This is a genomic window from Gordonia sp. (in: high G+C Gram-positive bacteria) (assembly GCF_047602025.1).
Classification (GTDB): Bacteria; Actinomycetota; Actinomycetes; order Mycobacteriales; family Mycobacteriaceae; genus Gordonia.
Genome location: NZ_JASGII010000001.1, coordinates 2,729,040 through 2,744,847, shown reverse-complemented (window position 1 = coordinate 2,744,847; position 15,808 = coordinate 2,729,040). Strand labels below are relative to the sequence as shown.

Sequence of the window (15,808 nt, the reverse complement as noted above, 5' to 3'; positions counted from 1 at the left end):
AGACCCCGCGAGCCGAACATGCCAACGCCGGTAGATTGGCGCGGGTCATGACAGCAACGACCGACGCCGGGACGCGCCGCTACTACCCGCAGATGGAGGGCATGCGCGCGGTCGCCGCGCTGGGCGTGCTCACCACGCACGTGGCGTTCCAGACCGGTGCGGTCGTGTGGCCCGTCGCCGGCCCGGTCCTCGGTCGGTTGGATCTGGCGGTCGCGCTGTTCTTCGCGTTGTCGGGCTTCCTGCTGTGGCAGCCGCACGCCGCAGCGGCGTGGGGGCTCGGGCCCGAGCCGTCGCTGGCCCGCTACGCCCGCCACCGCTTCTGGCGCATCTGGCCGGCGTACCTCGTGGTGGTCGTCGTCGTGCTGACGCTGCTGCCCGAGGCCAAGACGTCCGACCCCGTCGTGTGGCTGGCCAACCTGACGCTGACGCAGGTGTTCGTGCCGCTGTCGCTGACGGCCGGTCTCACCCAGATGTGGAGCCTGTCGGTCGAGGTCCTGTTCTACGCGGTGCTCCCGCTGTTGGCGCTGCTGCTGGTGTCGTTGCGCGGCGAGCGGGCACGGTGGCGGGTGCTCGGGGTGCTGGGGATCGGGGCCGTCGGACTGCTCTGGGGGCCGATCGCCTCGCTGATCCCCGCACCCGACGGCGTCGAGGCGCAGAACTGGCTGATCGGGCACCTGCCGTGGTTCGTCGCGGGGCTGCTGCTCGCCGAGCTGGTGGCGTGGCGGTCGTCGGGGACGCCGATGCCCCCCGCGCTGCAGCGGTTCTGCGCGCTGGGGGAGAAGCGCGGTGTGATGCTGGCCGTGGTCGTCGTCGCCTATGGGCTGGCGTGCACCCCGCTGGCCGGTCCCGTCGGCATGGGCGAGCTGAGCGCTCCGCGGTTCGCGACGAAGATCCTGCTGGGTGCGATCGCCGCGTATGCCGTGCTCGCCCCGCTGGCGCTGACCGACGGGCCGTTCCGCTTCCTCGCGTCGCCGGTGATGACGACGCTGGGCCGGTGGTCGTACGGCATCTTCATCTGGCACGTCGCGGTGCTGTCGGTGGTGTTCGGGCTGTTCGGGATCATCCCGTTCAGCGGCTCGTTCGTCCTGGTGTGGGTGATCACCGCGGTGCTGTCGATCGGTATCGGCGCCGCGAGCTACGCGTTCATCGAGGACCCGGTGCGACGGTGGGCCGTGCGGCGCGATCGAGAACCGACCGCCACACGGTGACGGCAACCGCGGCGAGCGCCAGGCCCTGCACCCACCAGTCAAACCCGTGGTATCCCGTCGGCGACTTCCACGGTCCGGCGGCCAGGCCACACGCCGCGGCGAAGAACAGCGTGAAGGCCGCGACGACGGGAGCGCTTCGGTAGCGCTCCTGGTTGCTCCACCACCACATGGCCGCACCCGTCGCGGCTGCGACGGTCAGGCCCGCCCAGCCGGCGAGGAGCCAGGAGGCGGCGAGGGTTGTCGTTGCGGTCGCGACTTCGGCTGCGCGGGGTCTCGATACGCCGTCCTCGCAAGCTCGGACGGCACTCGACCACCGAATGGGGGTGGTCGAGTGCCCGGGGAGCGGCTTGGGTCGAGTGCCGAGGAGCGCAGCGACTCGGTGTATCGAGATCCCGACCCGGGTGTATCGAGACCCCCGCCAGTCGAAGGCTGCCAGCGCGAGCACGGCCGCCATCAGGGCGAGCCCCACTCCCAGCGCCCAGCGATACGGCCGATCCAGGGGGTACGTCAGGTCGACGGTCCCGCTGGTATTCGCGGGAATGATCCAGCCCTGCTGCCAGCCGTTCACGGTCTGGGTCTGGAGGTCCTTGCCGTTCAGGCGCGCTCGCCAGCCGGGGTTGGTGCTTTCCGGGATGGCGAGGAGCTGGTCCTTCGGATGCGGGGTGATCTGGACCGAGCGGTTGGTCGCGTCCCAGCGTGGGGTTGCGGGGTCTCGATACACCGAGTCGCTGCGCTCGAATTCGCTCGACGCGGGCGAGGGGTCAGGGGTTCGAGTCCCCTTAGTTCGCAGCTCGACGGCGTCGACGGAGAAGCCCTGGCCCGGGTTGACCGTGAACTCCTGCTCGCCCGCGCCCAACTGGACCGGCCCGCACGGAACCGCGGTCACCGTCGAGCCCGACCGCAGCGCGCCGACCGTCGTATCGACGCGCAGCGGCACGACCTGACCGGAGACGCTCACCGACAACCCCGCGTCGCACCCAACCTGCACCGGACGTGCATCGCCCGGTACCGGCATCGGCGCAGCGGGCACGATCCCTATCTCGCTGATCCCCACCGGCGCGGGCTTGGCGAACCCGAGGTTGTTCACATTGATCAGATCCGACGCCCGGCGGACGGTCAGCACGATCCGATCGGTGACCGCCGGATCGAGCACCACCGTCCCGTCGGCGCCGACCCGTCGCACCTGCTCCCCGTTGCCCAAGTCGACCGCCACCTCGACGGGCGCGGCCGGATAGCCGCGCGGTTTCCCGATGACCAGCTTCTCGACGCGCTGCGGCGCCGGCAGGTGCAGCGTCAGCCGCGCCTGCTTCGCGTTCTTCGACGGCTTGCGCCGCTTGGCACCCCTGGGCGGGGAGGCCGTCGTGTCGGCGCTGGCCTCCGGTGCGATCCACGTGGTCGCCGGGTCGCCGTCGACGGCGGCCGTGGCCGACCCGCGCGGATCGGCGATCTCACCCTCGCCGGACGCGGCCACCGTGCCCGGTTGCAGCAGCAGGCGGCTGAGTGCGTCGCCGGTGCGCGGGCGCAGCGTCACCGTCGCGTCGACCGGTCCGGCGACCGGCACCGACAGCACCCGGGAGAACGCCCCGACGGTCTCCGGCGCGAGTCCGAGACCGGGCGAGCAGCGCACCGTCGCGGCATCGGACACGCACTCGCCGCGACCGGCCTGCTCCTGCCGCAACGACCAGCCGGCGACCGTCGCACCGGCGGGCAACGCGGGCAGTACGACGCGGTGGCGCACCCGCAGCGGCTGGCCGCTGGCCAGGTCGGTCAGCGCGACCTCGGCGAGGGCGAACTGGTTGCCCGCCGTGCCGTTCTTGGTCCGCGTCGCCCGGATCTGGACCTGCTCCGTCGCGCCGGGCGGGAGGGTGACGGTGACGGGCTGGCCCGGCTTGATCCCCTGGGCGACGGCGGTGCCGGTGTCGGTGGTGACGAGGATGCCGGTGACGTCGGGGCCGAGCGCCTTCGCCGTCGTGAGGGTGACGGCCAGGTTGGCGCGCGGCTTGGCGAAGTCGAGCGAGAGCCAGTGGCCGACGGCGTGGTCGAGACCGGCGCTGACCCACGAGGTCGAGTCGTCCTCGTCGAACACCGCCGCCGCCGAGTGCCCCGGCGCGGTCTGCCCCGGCTGCGTCGCATCCGCCGCCGACGACGAGGTGCGCACGCGGACCGCGTCGGGGACGTTGTCGAGGAGCCACTGTCCGACGGCCCGCGGCGGATCGGGGTCTCCGGCCGGATAGTCGGCGACCGCGTTCTTTGTGCGCCGCGGATCGCCCGGAGCGCGGATCGCCGACCGGTTGTCGTCGACGCGGCCGAAGTCGGTCTCGCGGTCGGTCGGGGTGTCGCTCACCCAGACGGGTCCGCCGGCACCGCCGAGGATCGACAGCCGTCCGGGTGGCGCCGCCTCCGGGCCGCCGAGCACGCGCGGCACCGCATCGACGTCGGCGAGGACGGGTCCGGTGCCGTCGAAGATGCGGGATCCGACGGCGAAGATCTGGATGGCGGGCAGGGGCGGCCGCAGCCCGTCGTCGACGACCACGCCCTTGACGACGCGCGGGGCGACCGGATCGCCGAACTGCGCGACCTTCCGCAGCCCCGGCGACGACGCCAGCGCCTGCTGGGCCAGCAGCGGGCGTGCCGAGCGCGACTCCCGCGGATCGAGGTCGGCGCGCAACACCACGTACCCGACCCCCAACTGCGCGAGCATCGGCGCCAGCTGTGCCGACCCGTGACCGGCGGCGACATCGCGCTGCACCGCGTCGAGCGCGCGGATCGCCGGGGGCGGCACGAGCGGGATGGCGTCGCGCACGGCCCACGGCTTCTCGGCGAGGGCCTGCATCGGTTCGTCGCGCGTGGTGCCCCACAGCTGCTGGGCGAACGGCGAGCCCGGCACGACGAGGGCGCGCGACGGATGCGGCCCGGACTGGTGATCGTCGAGCCAGGCCGCCGCGACGCGCCAGTGCTGCGGCAGTCCGCGATAGGTGGCGTCGCCGGCGAGCCCGCCCGTCCACGCGAGCGTCCCGGATCCGAGGAGCGCGACGAGGAGCACGATGGTCGCCGCGATCGGGCGGGAGCGCTGCGGGTGTGCGAAGGCGGCGAGGGCTTCGCGCACCGACACGGTCGGGGGCAGCGGCACCCGCGCGATGAGGTGGGCGATGCCCAGCACGAGCGGGATCCGCAGGAACGGGTCGAACTTGTGCAGATTGCGCAGCGGGGCGCCCGGGCCGTCGAGGAAGACGCGGACGGGCTCGGCGATCGGCGAACCCCACTCGCCGGCGTAGCCCAGGCACATCAGGACCAGGCCGACGCCGAGGATGGCGACGAGTCGTCGGCGATGGGGCAGTGCCGACATGGTGAGCCCGGCCAGGCCGGCGGCGGCGAGCACGCCGGTCGCGAGGACTGCGGCCGGTTGCGTCACGAGGATCGCGCCGGCGACGCGCTCGGGGGAGACGAATGGCGTCCACGCGCTCGTCCCGCGCAGCACCTCGGTCAGCGACGACCACTGGGTCGTCACGCGCGACGACTCGATGAAGTCGAGGAACGGCGGGCTCACCCGCGACATCAACGCCAGGGGGATCAGCCACCACGCGCACACCAGCAGTGCGCCCAGCGCCCACCAGGCGCCGAAGCCGGCCCAGCGTCGACGATCACCGTCGCGGAACGCGAGCGCCCACCACAACACGCCGACGGCCGTCGCGGCGATCGTCGCCACGGCGTTCACCGCGCCCATCAGCGCGATCGGGACGGCGGCCCGCAGGCCCAGGCGCCACAGCGGCGTCGACGTCGACGCGAGGCCGGTGACGACGGCGAGTACAACCCAGGGCGCGAGCATCATCGGGAGGGTCTCCGACGAGATCGAGCCGATGGTGGTGAGCACGCGGGGGCTGAGCGCGAAGACGGCGCCGGCCAGCAGTCGGGAGCCGGGCGAGCCGATGCCGAGGGCCTGCGCCAGCTTCACGATCCCGACGACGCCGACGACGAGCAGCAACGCCCACCACAGTCGCTGGGTGATCCACGGCGGCAGGTGCAGCAGGTCGCCGAGCGCGAAGAAGGCGCCGTGCGGGAAGAAGTAGCCGTAGGCCTGGTTCTGCACCTGGCCGAGTGGGGCGGTCGGCGACCACAGGTGCGCGGCGCGCGCCAGAAAGCCCCACGGGTTGGCCGTGAGGTCGAGTTTGGTGTCGGCGGCGATGCGCCCGGGGGACTGGCTGAACGCCAGGACGAGCGCCGCGGCGCAGATCCCCGCGAGTCCGCGTCGGGTCAGAACCTGTGTTGGGGCGCCACTCAGTTGGCCGCCCCGCCGTCGCCGCGCGAGCCGTAGTCGACGCTGCCGGGCACAAACCCGTCGTTCGGGTTGAACTTGTTGGCGTCGGTGGCCGGGCTGGAAGTGGTGGCGATCCAGGCCGCCGCGAAGATGCCCAAAACCCCGACGAGGATGCCGATGGCTGCGGCGACAGCACCGGCGACCAGGCGGTTATTGAGCATGGCGTCGAAACTACCATCCGACATGGGACACTCGACGTCATGCACATGCGTAGAACAGTTGGCGTTGTCTCGGTTCTGACGGCCGGCGCGATGGTGATCGGCGGCTGCACGACCACGGAGAAGCCCGCCGATCCCGGTTACCCGTCCGTCCCCGCCTACTCGTCGTCGTCCGCGGCGCCGTCGTCGTCGGCCGTGCCGCTGGCCGCCGGCTGCATCAGCGTCGAGGCGGGCAAGATGTCGACGCGCCAGAAGCTGGCCCAGATGCTGATGGTCGGCGTGAAGGACGCCGCCGACGCGAAGGCCGTCGTGAAGAAGGAGCGCATCGGCGGGATCTTCGTCGGCAGCTGGACCGAGAAGTCGATCCTGACGTCGGGCGCGGCGAAGTCGCTGTCGAGCGGCAAGGTGCCGACCATGGTGTCGGTCGACATGGAGGGCGGCCGGGTGTCGCGGCTGAAGTCGATCGGCATCGACCTGCCGCCGGCGCGCGAACTCGCGTCGACCAAGTCCGCCACCCAGGTGCGCCAACTCGCGTACGACGTCGGCGTCAAGATGCGCAACCTCGGCGTCACCGTCGACTTCGCGCCCGACATCGACGTCTCCGATCAGCCGGCCGACTCGGTCATCGGCGACCGGTCGTACTCGGCCGACCCGATCACCGTCGCCCGCTACGGTCGCGCGTTCGCCGCGGGCCTGCGCGACGCCGGCGTCCTCCCGGTGTTCAAGCACTTCCCCGGCCACGGCCACGGGTCGGGCGATTCGCACACCGGCACCGTGAAGACCCCGCCGCTGTCGGACCTGGTCGACAACGACCTCATCCCGTTCCGCACGCTGCTGCCGATGAAGGGCACCGCCGCGATGGTCGGGCACCTGATCGTGCCCGGACTGACCGGACCGGACACCCCGGCGAGCATCAGCCCCGCCGCGATCCAGATGCTGCGCACCGGCGAGGGCTACAACGGTCCCGCGTTCAACGGCGTGATCTTCTCCGACGACCTGTCGGGCATGGCCGCGATCACCGAGAAGTACCCGATCACCCAGGCCGCGCCGATGGCGCTGGCCGCCGGGTCCGACATCGCGCTGTGGCTGACCACCGACAAGGTCACCGCCGTCCTCGACGCCCTCGAGAAGGCCGTCGCGAACAACAAGCTGTCGATGGACCACGTCAACGCCGCGGTCAACCGCATCCTGGCCGCCAAGCGGCTCAAGCGCTGCTGACCCGCCCGCCTTCTCGTCGAGTGGGCGGTCCAACGTCGTCGAGTGGGCGGTCGAACACCGCCGAGTGGGCGGTAAACCACGCCGAGTGGGCCCCTAACTTACTCGTCGGTAATAAAGTCGGGTAAACTTGACTCCGAGGCAAGGAGTCGACGTTGGCCGGTGGGACGAAGCGGTTACCGCGCGCGGTGCGCGAGCAGCAGATGCTCGACGCCGCGGTGAAGGTGTTCGCCGCCAACGGATTCCCGGAGACGTCGATGGACGCCATCGCCGCCGAAGCCAAGATCAGCAAACCGATGCTGTACCTGTACTACGGCTCGAAGGAAGAGCTGTTCAGTGCGTGCATCGCGCGCGAGTCGGCCAAGTTCATCGACGCGATGTCAATCGGCTTCAATCCCGCCCTGCACCAGCGTGAGCAAGCGCGCCTGGTCGTGCGCGAGTTCCTCCGCTTCGTCCACGAGAACGCCGAGTCCTGGCGCGTGCTCTATCGCGTGGCCGTCGGGACCGCGAGCTTCTCGGACCTGGTGCGCCAGAGTCGTCGACGGGTCATCGAGATGGTCGCCGGCCTGATCGAGCAGGGCACCACCGTCGAAGGCGCCACGGGCGTCGACTTCGAGATCACCGCCGTTGCCCTCGTGGGCGCCGCCGAAGCAGTCGGTGACCGGATCAGCGAGGGCGACGTCTCCCTGGAGACCGCCACCGAGCTCCTCGTCGGCATCGTCTGGCGCGGTCTGCGCGGCGTCGGCGTGCACGACGACACCGCCGCTGCCGAAGCCTGACGCTTCACCGCCCACTCGGCGTTGTTTGACCGCCCACTCGGCGTTCTTAGACTGCCCACTCGACGGTGTTTGACTGCCCACTCGGCGAGATTCACCGCCCACTCGGCGAAAGTCTGACGGAGAGACGAGAGAACCCCGCGCCGGTCGACGCGGGGTTCTGGCTCGTGGGACTACTTGATCGCGCGGGTGGTCGCCGTCAGGTGCGGGAAGCCCTTCTTGCGGTCCAGGATCGAGATGTCGTAGTCGCCCGGTCCACCGGCCGGCGTGGTGTAGAGGTTCACCTTCGCCGGCAGCAGGATCGGCTTGCCGAAGCGCACCTCGTACTCGACCGCGTCGGGCAGCTGGTTGCTGACGTTGGCGATCGCCGCCGCGGCGCTCCACATGCCGTGGGCGATGGCGCGCGGGAAGCCGAACGCCTTCGCCGTCAGGTTGCCCATGTGGATCGGGTTGCGGTCGCCCGACGCCGCCGCGTAGTTGCGGATCTGGCCCAGGTTGACCGACAACACCGCGTCCGGCGGGGGCGGGGTGTGGTCCTTGGGCGCCGGACCGCGCTCCTCGTCGGACAGGCTGGTGCGCTGCTGCGAGAGGAAGGTGCCGACCTGCTCGCACACGACCTCGCCGCCGACCTCGAAGGTCGAGGTGACGTCGATCAGCAGGCCCTTGCGGTGCTCGCGCAGGTTGCCCGCCTGCGTGCTGATCGTCAGGTGCTCGTTCGGCGCGATCTGGCGGAATCGGCGGATGCGGTTCTCCACGTGCACCGAACCGACCGCGCTGAACGGGAAGTCGCTGCTCGTCATCAGCTTCATGACGAGCGGGAACTGCAGCACGAACGGATAGGTCAGCGGCAGGTTGTTGCCCAACTGCAGACCGGTCGTCCGGCAGTACTCCTGCAGGCGGTTGAGGTCGGCCGGCCCGGTGGTGAACCGGTAGACGGTGTCGGGCACGACGGCGTCCGGTCGCACCGGACCCGACTTCCCGACCACGGGCAGCATCGCGGTCACGGCCCGCGAGTACACATCGAACGTCGACGGCAGCGCGTCGAGCGTGACGACCTTGCCCATGTCAGGCACCCAGCATGCTCTGGCCGCAGACGCGGACGACATTGCCGCTCACCGCGTTCGACGCCGGGTTGGCGTACCAGGCGACGGTCTCGGCGACGTCGACGGTCTGACCGCCCTGCTGCAGCGAGCTGATGCGACGGCCGACCTCGCGGGTGGCCAGCGGGATGGCCGCGGTCATCGCGGTCTCGATGAAGCCCGGTGCGACGGCGTTGATGGTGATGCCGCTCTTGGCCAGGATCGGCGTGTAGGCGTCGACGAGGCCGATCACGCCGGCCTTGGACGCGCCGTAGTTGGTCTGGCCGCGGTTGCCGGCGATACCGGCGATTGACGACACGTCGATGACGGCGCCGCCGGCCTTGAGGGCCTTGGCCTTCACCAGGTCGTCGACGAGGCGCTGCGGCGCGATCAGGTTGACGCCGATGACCGCGTTCCAGCGGGCGTCGTCCATGTTGGCGAGCAGCTTGTCGCGGGTGATGCCGGCATTGTTGACGATGATGTCCAGGCCGCCGTGGCGCTCCAGGACGTGCTCGGCAATGGTCTTGCCGGCGTCGGGGGCGGTGACGTCGAGCGGCAGGGCGGTGCCCTTGACCTTGTTCGCGGTCTCGCTCAGCGCTTCACCGGCGGCCGGGATGTCGGCGGCGATCACGTGGGCGCCGTCGCGGGCCAGGACCTCGGCGATGGTCGCGCCGATGCCGCGGGCGGCACCGGTCACCAGGGCGACGCGGCCCTCGAGCGGCTTGTCCCAGTTCTTGGGGGCCGTGGCGTCGGCCTCGCCGATGCGGATGACCTGGCCGTCGACGAAGGCCGACTTGGCCGACAGCAGGAAGCGCAGCGTCGACTCGACGCCGGACAGGCCCGTCTTGGCCTTGGGGTGCACGTACACCAGCTGGCAGGTCGCGCCGTTGCGCAGCTCCTTGGCCAGCGAGCGGGTGAAGCCCTCCAGGGCGCGCTGGGCGACCTGCTCGTCAGGCTTCTTGCAGAGCTCGGGGTGGGTGCCGAACACGACGAAGCGCGCGGAGTTGCCGTGCTGGCGCATCGTCGGGCCGAAGAACTCGAAGAGCGCCTCGAGCTCGGCCGGCTTGGTGATGCCGGTGGCGTCGAAGACGGCGGCGCCGAGCTTGTCGGCACCCCGGCCCCCGGCGTTGTTGGTGATCAGGTCGTAGTCCTTGGCCGCGGCGAGGATCTCGCGCAGCGGCTCGACGAGGCGGCCCGAGCCGCCCAGCAGCACCGGCCCGGCCAGCGGCGGCTGCGACGGCGAGTAGCGACGCAGGGTCGGCGGCTGGGGCAGGCCGACGCGGCTCGCGATGAACGAACCGGGGCCGGAGGTGACGAAGGTCGAGTAGAGGTCCTTGTTTGCTTTACCGGACACGAGGCGTACTCCTTCAAGAGTGTGATTTTCGCGGCGTTGGGTCGCTGTCGGCTCGACTGAGTTCGACAAGCAACTTACTCGGGAGTAAGAATACTCTACGAGAAGCACATCCCATCTTTCAGGAGTAGGAAGCCAATGGCCACCACCCCCAGCACCCCGGCGAAGAAGACCGCCGCGAAGAAGACCGCGCCGAAGATCAGCGCCTTCGCGACCAAGCCGAAGCGAAAGGTCGCCATCCTCGGCGGCAACCGGATCCCCTTCGCCCGCCAGGACAAGGCGTACGCGACCGCCAGCAACCAGGAGATGTTCACCGCCGCCCTGTCCGGCCTGGTGAGCCGCTTCAACCTGCAGGGCGAGCAGCTCGGCATGGTCGCCGGCGGCGCGGTGCTCAAGCACTCGCGCGACTTCAACCTGATCCGCGAATCGGTGCTCGGCTCCGAGCTCTCCCCGTACACCCCGGCCTTCGACCTCCAGCAGGCGTGCGGCACCGGCCTGCAGGCCATCACCGCCGTGCACGACGGGATCGCCGCGGGCCGCTACGAGGTCGCCATCGGCGGCGGCGTCGACACCACCTCGGACGCCCCGATCGGCGTCTCCGAGGAGATGCGCCGCCAGATGCTCGAGGTCAACCGCGCCAAGTCGACGGGTGCCCGCGTCAAGGCCGCCCTGGGCCTGGCCAGCAAGCTGGGCATCGAGATCCCGAAGAACGGCGAGCCGCGCACCGGGCTGTCGATGGGCGAGCACGCCGCCATCACCGCCAAGGAGTTCGGCATCAAGCGCGAGGACCAGGACGCCCTGGCCGCCGCCAGCCACCAGAACATGGGCAAGGCCTACGACCGCGGCTTCTTCGACGACCTCATCACCCCGTACCGCGGCCTGACCCGCGACGAGAACCTGCGCCCGGACTCCTCGACCGAGAAGCTGGCCACCCTCAAGCCGGTCTTCGGCGTCTCGCTCGGCGACGCGACGATGACCGCCGGCAACTCGACGCCGCTGACCGACGGCGCGTCGGCGGTGCTGCTGTCGAGCGACGAGTGGGCCGCCGAGAAGGGCCTGCCGGTGCTGGCCTACTTCGTCGACAGCGAGACCGCCGCCGTCGACTACGTCAACGGTCCCGACGGCCTGCTGATGGCGCCGACCTACGCGGTGCCGCGCATGCTCGAGCGCAACGGCCTCACCCTGCAGGACTTCGACTTCTACGAGATCCACGAGGCCTTCGCCTCGGTCGTGCTTGCGACGCTGGCCGCGTGGGAGTCCGAGGAGTACTGCCGCGAGCGCCTCGGCCTGAAGAAGGCCCTCGGCAAGATCGACCGCAAGAAGCTCAACGTCAACGGCTCGTCGCTGGCGGCCGGGCACCCGTTCGCGGCCACCGGTGGCCGCATCGTCGCCCAGGCGGCCAAGCAGATCCACGAGAACGGCGGCGGTCGCGCGCTGATCTCGATCTGTGCCGCGGGCGGCCAGGGCGTCACCGCCATCATCGAAGGCTGACCGGTGGCTCGGGCGTAACGCCCGACGGCGTCGCGCCGATAGAAGTGAATGGGTCCGATTGAACTGCCTGACCCCCGACCCGGCAGTTCAATCGGACCCTTCCCGTTTGTGCCCCGTTCGCGCATTTGGGTGCCGCGACACGGCAACCCGCGTGGTCACCAAGTAGATTTGTGTCAATGAATCCGTCCCTGTCCCGACGCTTGGCCCTGGCCGGCCGAGTAGCCGCGGCGTCCCTGCTGCTGTTCAGCGGGATCACCGCGAGCGATGCGATGGCGACGCACGGGCACACCGCGCGCGGGACGACCATCGCGCAGGTCAAGCTGAGCAACAAGACGTCGGCCGAAGTGGACACGGCGCTCGACCAGCTCCAGCAGACCGCCACCCAGCCGGTGAAGCTGCGCACCTCGTCGGGCGAGACCACCCTCACCCCCGATCAGCTCGGCCTGACCTTCGACGAGCAGAAGACCGTGCAGAAGGCCATGGAACAGCCGCGCAACCCCTTCCGGCGGTTCCTGGCGATCATCGGGTTCAAGCGGCGCGTCCACCCGGTTGTCGGCATCGACCGGGCCAAGTTCGACTCCTCGCTCGACGACGAGCGGGCCAAGCTGGAGAAGGCGGCCGTCGAGGGCGGCGTGCACTTCGAGGCCGACGGCGACAAGGTCGTCCCCAAGCCCGACATGCCCTCGTCGGGGCTGCGCATCAACCGGGACGTGGCGGCGCGCGTGACCGCCGAGCACTGGCTCGACGGCGCCCAGATCACGCTGCCGATGGAGCCCTTCTCGCCGACCGTCTCGGCCGACACAGTCCGCGACACCGAGCGCGGACCGGCGCGCCAGGCCGTTTCCGGGCCGGTGACCCTCAAGGGGCGCGGCGGCAAGGTCATCACCCTCACGCCGAAGGACCTGGTGGGGCTGCTCTCCTACCGTCCCGACGGCAAGGGCGGCCTCGCGCCGACCGTCGACAAGGTCAAGGCGAAGGCGCAGCTCAACTCCCTGCGCGGCACGCAGTCGAAGCCGAAGAACGCCTCCTTCGTGATGAAGGGCGGGCGGCCGACGCTGGTGTCCGGGCAGTCGGGCTACATCGTCGACTGGGCCGGAACGTCGGCCGCGATCGCCGCCGCCGTCGGCAGCCCCACCCGCACCGCCGCCGTCGCCTACAAAGAGACCAAGCCCGGGCTGAGCACCGCGCAGGCTCGCAAGCTCGGCATCCGGCAGGTCGTCAGCGACTACACGACGGGCGGCTTCACCCAGCTCTCTGGCGAGAACATCCGCCGCGTCGCGCAGACGGTCGACGGCGCGATCATCCGACCCGGCAACAAGTTCTCCCTGAACAATTTCACCGGCCCGCGCGACGCGGCGCAGGGATACGTCTCGTCGACGATCATCGACCACGGCCACGCGTCGAAGGCCGTCGGCGGCGGCATCTCCCAGTTCGCGACGACGCTCTACAACGCGGCCTACTTCGCCGGGCTCGAGGACATCGCCCACACCGAGCACAGCTACTACATCTCGCGCTACCCCGAGGCGCGCGAGGCCACCGTGTTCGAGGGCGCGATCGACCTGGTGTTCCGCAACAACACCCCGTACGGCATCTACATCCAGACGATCTGGACGCCGTCGTCGATCACGGTGAAGTTCTGGAGCACCCGCACCGTGAACGTCGAATCGATCACCGGCAACCGCTACGCCTACACCGACCCGCAGACCATGACCCTGCCCAAGGGGGACAACTGCATGCCGTCGAACGGCAGCAAGGGCTTCACGACGTCGAACACCCGCGTCATCACCGACGCGAAGACCGGCAAGGTCATCTCGCGCCAGACCCGCACGGTCAAGTACGACCCGGAACCGATCGTCCGCTGCAAGTAAGGCTGCCCCCTCGCTTCCCTCGACCCGACGGTTAGCCAGGTCACACGCTTTGCGTATCCTCGGCGTATGGATATCAAGGGAGCAAGTGCAATCGTCACCGGTGGTGCCTCCGGCATCGGCGCGGCCTCTGCCCGTCGTCTCGCCGCCCAGGGCGCCAAGGTCATCATCGCCGACCTCAAGGCCGAGGACGGCGAGAAGATCGCCAAGGAGATCGGCGGCAAGTTCGTCCAGGTCGACGTCACCAACACCGAGCAGATCGAGGCCGCGGTCAACGCCGCCGTCGAGCTCGGCCCGCTGCGCGCGGTGGTCAACTCGGCCGGCATCGGCTGGGCCCAGCGCACCATCGGCAAGGACGGCGAGTTCGCCTCGGCGCACAACCTGGACCTCTACAAGAAGGTCATCGCGATCAACCTCGTCGGCACCTTCGACGTGGTCCGCCTCGCGGCCACCGCGATGAGCAAGAACGAGCCCAACGAGAGCGGCGAGCGCGGCGCGATCGTCAACCTCGCCAGCGTCGCCGCATTCGACGGCCAGATCGGCCAGGCCGCCTACTCGTCGTCCAAGGGCGGCGTCGTGGGCATGACCCTGCCGGTCGCGCGCGACCTCTCGGCGGTCGGCGTCCGCGTCAACTGCATCGCCCCCGGCCTGATCGACACCCCGATCTACGGCGAGGGCCCCGACTCGGAGGCCTTCAAGGCCAAGCTGGGCGAGAGCGTCCTCTTCCCCAAGCGCCTGGGCGTGCCCGACGAGCTGGCCTCCATGGTCGAGGAGCTGATCACCAACTCCTACATGAACGCCGAGGTCGTCCGCGTCGACGGCGGCATCCGGATGCCTCCGAAGTAGTCGAACGACTCACCAACAACCACTGAACCCCGCGCTTTCGAGCGCGGGGTTCAGTGCTTGGCGGCTAACTTTGGAGGAGACCCCGACGAAGGATGAGCAATGGCGCGGCACGATTCCGAAGACATCTCGATCAACCCGATCTTCTCCCGCCCCGGGGAGGCGACGTCGTATCCCAAGAGCAGGTTCCCGCAGGGCGAGAGTCTGCCGTCGACGGCCTATCAGGTGGTGCACGACCAGTCGATGCTCGACGGGAACGCCCGGCTCAACCTCGCGACCTTCGTCGGCACCTGGATGGAGCCCGAGGCGTACAAGCTCTACACCGAGGCCTTCGACAAGAACATGGTCGACAAGGACGAGTACCCGGCGACGGCGGAGATCGAGAACCACTGCTGGCAGATGCTCGCCGACCTGTGGCACGCGGAGGATCCGGAGGGCACCATCGGCACGTCGACGATCGGCTCGTCGGAGGCGGCGATGCTCGGGGGCCTCGCCATGAAGCGCCGCTGGCAGAACGCGCGCAAGGCGGCCGGCAAGTCCACCGAGAAGCCCAACCTCGTCCTCTCCAGCGCCGTTCAGGTGTGCTGGGAGAAGTTCTGCAACTACTGGGACGTCGAGGCCCGGCTGGTCCCCATCAGCGACGAGCACAAGGTGCTCGACGGCCACGACCTCGAGAAGTACGTCGACGAGAACACCATCGGCGTCATCGCGATCATGGGCGTGACCTACACCGGCATGTACGAGCCGGTCGAGCAGATCGCGGCCAAACTCGACCAGATTGAGAAGGCCACCGGGCTTGACATCCCCATCCATGTCGACGGTGCGTCGGGCGCCATGATCGCCCCGTTCTGCCAGCCCGACCTTAAGTGGGACTTCCGCGTCAAACGGGTCGTCTCGATCAACACCTCCGGCCACAAGTACGGCCTGGTGTACCCGGGGCTGGGCTGGATCGTGTGGCGCGACAAGGAGAGCTGCCCGGAGGATCTGATCTTCTACGTCAGCTACCTCGGCGGCTCGGAGGCCACCCTGGCGCTGAACTTCTCCCGCCCCGGCGCCCAGGTGCTGCTGCAGTACTACCTGTTCCTGCGCCTGGGTTACGACGGCTATACGCGGATCCAGCAGAACTGTCTCGACGTCGCGCAGGGCCTGGCGAAGGCGATCGCCAAACTCCCGCCGTTCGAGCTCTGGAACGACGGTTCGGACATCCCCGTCTTCGCGTGGAAGCTCAAGGACGGCTACACCGAGAACTGGACGCTCTACGATCTCGCCGACCGCCTGCGCCAAGCCGGCTGGCTGGTGCCCGCCTACCCGATGCCCAACGACCTGCAGGACATCACCGTGCAGCGGATCGTCGTCCGCAACGGGCTCAGCCACGACCTCGCGCAGAAGCTGATCGCCGACATCGAGAAGCAGGTCAAGTTCCTCGACGGCCTCGACGGTCCCATGCCGCGCGCGCACGAGACCACCAAGCAGTTCATCCACTAGGGATGCGAATCGGGCCCGACAC

The 15,808-nt window shown here is 69.8% G+C and carries 11 protein-coding genes; 7 read left to right on the top strand and 4 right to left on the bottom strand.

Annotated features, from left to right (window positions below; translation table 11 throughout):
* Nucleotides 1–47: 47 nt before the first annotated feature.
* Entirely contained in the window at nt 48–1,208 is a 1,161-nt protein-coding gene (locus QM728_RS13790) for an acyltransferase family protein (protein ID WP_415032573.1), read from the top strand.
* Here the strand turns inward: QM728_RS13790 and QM728_RS13785 are convergent.
* Together QM728_RS13785 and QM728_RS13780 are read right to left on the bottom strand one after the other, a co-directional pair.
* Nucleotides 1,144–5,487, bottom strand: a complete 4,344-nt coding sequence (locus QM728_RS13785; RefSeq protein WP_415032904.1) for an alpha-(1->3)-arabinofuranosyltransferase — start codon at nt 5,485–5,487, stop codon at nt 1,144–1,146. The genes QM728_RS13790 and QM728_RS13785 overlap by 65 nt on opposite strands.
* Entirely contained in the window at nt 5,484–5,684 is a 201-nt protein-coding gene (locus tag QM728_RS13780; RefSeq protein WP_415032903.1) for a DUF2613 family protein, read from the bottom strand. Before QM728_RS13780 ends, QM728_RS13785 begins: the two co-directional genes overlap by 4 nt.
* 45 nt (nt 5,685–5,729) lie before the next feature.
* Here QM728_RS13780 and QM728_RS13775 point away from each other — a divergent pair, with 45 nt between their 5' ends.
* Complete coding sequence (locus QM728_RS13775) at nt 5,730–6,899, top strand: glycoside hydrolase family 3 N-terminal domain-containing protein (protein ID WP_415032572.1); 1,170 nt, start codon at nt 5,730–5,732, stop codon at nt 6,897–6,899.
* A gap of 152 nt (nt 6,900–7,051) precedes the next feature.
* Nucleotides 7,052–7,675, top strand: a complete 624-nt coding sequence (locus QM728_RS13770; protein WP_415032571.1) for a TetR/AcrR family transcriptional regulator — start codon at nt 7,052–7,054, stop codon at nt 7,673–7,675.
* A 170-nt stretch (nt 7,676–7,845) separates the two neighbouring features.
* Here the strand turns inward: QM728_RS13770 and QM728_RS13765 are convergent, their stop codons facing one another.
* Both QM728_RS13765 and QM728_RS13760 read right to left on the bottom strand, forming a co-directional pair.
* Nucleotides 7,846–8,736 (bottom strand): MaoC/PaaZ C-terminal domain-containing protein, encoded by an 891-nt coding sequence (locus tag QM728_RS13765; RefSeq protein ID WP_415032570.1) that lies wholly within the window; start codon nt 8,734–8,736, stop codon nt 7,846–7,848.
* A gap of 1 nt (nt 8,737) precedes the next feature.
* Nucleotides 8,738–10,105 carry a 3-oxoacyl-ACP reductase gene (locus QM728_RS13760; RefSeq protein ID WP_415032569.1) on the bottom strand — a complete coding sequence of 456 codons (1,368 nt, stop codon included), beginning with the start codon at nt 10,103–10,105 and terminating at the stop codon, nt 8,738–8,740.
* 135 nt (nt 10,106–10,240) lie between these two features.
* Here QM728_RS13760 and QM728_RS13755 point away from each other — a divergent pair, with 135 nt between their 5' ends.
* The 4 genes from QM728_RS13755 (at nt 10,241) to QM728_RS13740 (ending at nt 15,786) form a co-directional block, all read left to right on the top strand.
* Complete coding sequence (locus QM728_RS13755; RefSeq protein ID WP_415032568.1) at nt 10,241–11,593, top strand: acetyl-CoA C-acetyltransferase; 1,353 nt, start codon at nt 10,241–10,243, stop codon at nt 11,591–11,593.
* A 176-nt stretch (nt 11,594–11,769) separates the two neighbouring features.
* The gene (locus tag QM728_RS13750) at nt 11,770–13,461 is read left to right on the top strand and encodes a VanW family protein (protein ID WP_415032567.1); all 1,692 of its coding nucleotides are present in this window, start codon (nt 11,770–11,772) and stop codon (nt 13,459–13,461) included.
* 66 nt (nt 13,462–13,527) lie between these two features.
* Entirely contained in the window at nt 13,528–14,304 is a 777-nt protein-coding gene (locus QM728_RS13745) for an SDR family NAD(P)-dependent oxidoreductase (protein ID WP_415032566.1), read from the top strand.
* 99 nt (nt 14,305–14,403) lie between these two features.
* The gene (locus QM728_RS13740) at nt 14,404–15,786 is read left to right on the top strand and encodes a glutamate decarboxylase (protein ID WP_415032565.1); all 1,383 of its coding nucleotides are present in this window, start codon (nt 14,404–14,406) and stop codon (nt 15,784–15,786) included.
* Nucleotides 15,787–15,808: the final 22 nt, after the last annotated feature.

What these genes read in the sequence shown, in the direction of transcription:
- QM728_RS13790 (WP_415032573.1), top strand. Translation starts at nt 48, where the DNA reads ATGACAGCAACGACCGACGCCGGGACGCGCCGCTACTACCCGCAGATG.
- QM728_RS13780 (WP_415032903.1), bottom strand. Translation starts at nt 5,684, where the DNA reads ATGCTCAATAACCGCCTGGTCGCCGGTGCTGTCGCCGCAGCCATCGGC.
- QM728_RS13775 (WP_415032572.1), top strand. Translation starts at nt 5,730, where the DNA reads ATGCGTAGAACAGTTGGCGTTGTCTCGGTTCTGACGGCCGGCGCGATG.
- QM728_RS13765 (WP_415032570.1), bottom strand. Translation starts at nt 8,736, where the DNA reads ATGGGCAAGGTCGTCACGCTCGACGCGCTGCCGTCGACGTTCGATGTG.
- QM728_RS13755 (WP_415032568.1), top strand. Translation starts at nt 10,241, where the DNA reads ATGGCCACCACCCCCAGCACCCCGGCGAAGAAGACCGCCGCGAAGAAG.
- QM728_RS13750 (WP_415032567.1), top strand. Translation starts at nt 11,770, where the DNA reads ATGAATCCGTCCCTGTCCCGACGCTTGGCCCTGGCCGGCCGAGTAGCC.
- QM728_RS13745 (WP_415032566.1), top strand. Translation starts at nt 13,528, where the DNA reads ATGGATATCAAGGGAGCAAGTGCAATCGTCACCGGTGGTGCCTCCGGC.
- QM728_RS13740 (WP_415032565.1), top strand. Translation starts at nt 14,404, where the DNA reads ATGGCGCGGCACGATTCCGAAGACATCTCGATCAACCCGATCTTCTCC.